This window comes from Bradyrhizobium sp., assembly GCF_028868675.1.
Lineage (GTDB): Bacteria > Pseudomonadota > Alphaproteobacteria > Rhizobiales > Xanthobacteraceae > Bradyrhizobium.
In genome coordinates this window covers 1-2813 of the sequence record NZ_JAGWUA010000339.1, presented here as the reverse complement: position 1 = coordinate 2813, position 2813 = coordinate 1, and the positions used below count along the sequence as shown (strand labels likewise).

Below are 2813 nucleotides of genomic sequence, written 5' to 3'. Positions count from 1 at the left end.
CCGATCAGCACCTGGACCGGCTGCATCACCGACCGTACCCAGCCCAACGACGCGACCGGCGCGCAGCCGTCGTCGTCCGACGTGACCACGCTGTTTCCGGCCAACGAGTATTACGAGAACGGCACGGCCTATTGCAGCAGCAGCGCCTCGACCCAGCTCGAGCCCATCATCCCGTTGAGCGAGGACTGGACCAAGCTCAAGAACGCCGTCAACGCGATGCAGCCGACCGGGGGCACCGACCAGGCGGTCGGCCTCGCCTGGGCCTGGCAATCGCTCCTGACCAGCGCTCCGTTGAATGCGCCGGCCGAGGCCGTCAACACGACCTACAACAGGGTCATCATCCTTTTGTCCGACGGTCTGAACACCGAGGACCGCTGGCCCGAATACGGCAACGGCAGCACGCAGGCCTCCGGCGACCCGATCGACGCGCGGCAGGCCCTGATGTGCAGCAACCTGAAGGCCGCCAAGGACGCCAGAGGCCGGGACATGTACACGATCTACACGATTCAGGTGAACACCCACTCGCCTGCGGATCCCACCTCGACGGTGCTGCAGAACTGCGCCAGCAGCCCCGACAAGTTCTACATGCTGACCAGTTCGTCCCAGATCGTGACCACGTTCAACACGATCGGCACGGCGCTGAGCAAGCTGCGGCTGTCGCACTAGCCGGCGAGGCGCGCAGCGCGCCACCGCCACACCAAGAAAAAGCCCGGCTGAACCAGCCGGGCTTTTCCGATTCCAGGACTTGACGAAAGGCTTACTGAGCGGCCGGAGTGAACTTCGCCACAATGGTCTTGGCGAGATCGCTGTAGAGGCCGGCGATCTTCTGCGATTCCGCGACGAAGGTCTCGTAGGAGGAGCGCGCGAAGTCGGTCTGCGCTTCCAGGGCCTTGTCCAGCGACTTCACGCCCGACAGCTTCTCGACGAAGGATTTCGTATCCTCGAAGGACTTCTTGGTGTAGTCGCCATAGGCGCTGGCGATCGCCTGCAGGCCGTTCTGCATCGAGGTCGCAGAGGCGACTGCCTGCTCGAACTGCTCCTTGCCGTAGCTCTGCATGTCTTCAACCTTGAACATCTGGGAATCCCTTTTTCTGGCTCGAACATCCGGGAGCCCCGGCTCCCAAACACTGCCTCTATATAGTGCAATGCACAAAAAGTGTCAAGAAATCTTGTGCGTCGCACAAAATTATATCTAAGTCGCGGAGATTCCCTCGGATTTGCGCAAGGGTTCCTTAAGCTTTTGGAAACCGCGGGCCCCTACCCTGATTCCCTGGACGTGTTCACATCCGACAGGCGGCAAAAGCCGTTTGAGAACATGGCCTTAGCCAGAACATCGGCTTGGGCTTCCGCACCATCGCAACGGTATCGGCGGATCGGCGGCTCAGGCAGGTCATGATCACGGGGCGCAAGGGCACAATTTTGCCTCACGAACCGGTGATCAAGTCAGAAACGGGGACGGGGTTTCATGCTTCGTAAAAGCTTGTCTTCCTCGCGCTTGGCGCGGGTCGGCGTTTTCGGGCTTCTTACCATCACCACCGCGATCATCTTCACGTCCGATGCGGCCGAAGCGCGCCGCTATCGGCACCGCCACGCGCACCATCGTGTCCATCGCGAGGCCGCGCCGAGCTACAGCCCGCAATTCGCCTCCATCATCGTCGACGGCAATTCCGGGGCGACCCTGCAGGCGACGAGCCCGGACGCGCTGCGCCACCCGGCGTCGCTGACCAAGATCATGACGCTCTATCTGCTGTTCGAGCGTCTGGAAGCCGGCAAGATGAAGCTCGATACCGAAATGTCGGTGTCGGAGCACGCTTCCGAGCAGGCACCGACCAAGCTCGGCCTGCGCCCGGGCCAGAGCCTTCGCGTCGAGGACGCCATCAAGGGCCTCGTCACCCGATCGGCCAACGACGCGGCGGTGGTGATCGCGGAGGCGATCGGCGGCGACGAGGACGACTTCGCGCGGATGATGACGCGCAAGGCGCGCGCGCTCGGCATGTCCAAGACCGTCTATCGCAACGCCTCGGGCCTGCCCAACGATGAGCAGGTGACCACCGCGCGCGATCAGGCAACGCTCGGCCGCGCCATCCAGGATCGCTTCCCGCGCTACTACCGCTATTTCGCGACCGCCAGCTTCAATTTCCGCGGCCAGTCGATCCGCAATCACAATCATCTGCTCGGCAGTGTCGAGGGCGTCGACGGCATCAAGACCGGCTACACCCGCGCATCCGGCTTCAACCTCGTGACCTCGATGCGCCGCAGCAACCGTCACCTGATCGGCGTGGTGCTGGGTGGCCGCAGCGGCGGCTCGCGCGACGCCATCATGCGCAACCTGCTCGCCGAGAACGTCGGCAAAGCCGCGACCGCGCGCACCGTTGCCGCGATCACCGAGCGCGGCTCCTCCGACGCCACCGAAATGGCTGATGCCTCCGAGGCCGCAGCCCCGCAGGCCCAGGCGGCCGAGCAGTCCGCGCCGCGTCCCGCGCCGGCCTCGCGCCTGTCGGCGCTTGCCGCGGCCTCCGCCGCGATGCCGCCGGCCCAGAAGGCCGAAGCCAAGATCGAGCCGGCACCGCTCACCAGCGGCGTGATCGCGAGCCAGCCGCTGTCGATCATCCCCGGCTCGTCCGAGCCGATGAAGCCGGTCAAGGTGAAGACGGTTCATGTGAAGGCCGGCGCCGTGAAGCTTGCCGCTGCCACCGCCGCCCAGCCGGCGCCGCCGGTGACCAGCGCGATTCCGGCCGCGCGCGCCGAGGTCGCGGAGACATCCGGGACCGTCGTCGCCAATGCTGAAGCTGCCCGGCCTGAAATTGCCAGAA

The 2813-nt window shown here is 64.8% G+C and carries 2 protein-coding genes and 1 pseudogene; 2 read left to right on the top strand and 1 reads right to left on the bottom strand.

The window, feature by feature from the left end:
* Positions 1-666, top strand: a pseudogene (locus KGM94_RS24745) (VWA domain-containing protein); the annotation flags it as partial.
* A gap of 91 nt (positions 667-757) precedes the next feature.
* Here KGM94_RS24745 and KGM94_RS24740 read toward each other — a convergent pair.
* Complete coding sequence (locus KGM94_RS24740) at positions 758-1075, bottom strand: phasin family protein (RefSeq protein ID WP_300265224.1); 318 nt, start codon at positions 1073-1075, stop codon at positions 758-760.
* A gap of 390 nt (positions 1076-1465) precedes the next feature.
* On the opposite strand from KGM94_RS24740, the gene KGM94_RS24735 reads away from it, so the two are divergent.
* A partial coding sequence (locus KGM94_RS24735) for a D-alanyl-D-alanine carboxypeptidase family protein (protein WP_300265221.1) occupies positions 1466-2813 on the top strand: 1348 nt, incomplete at its 3' end.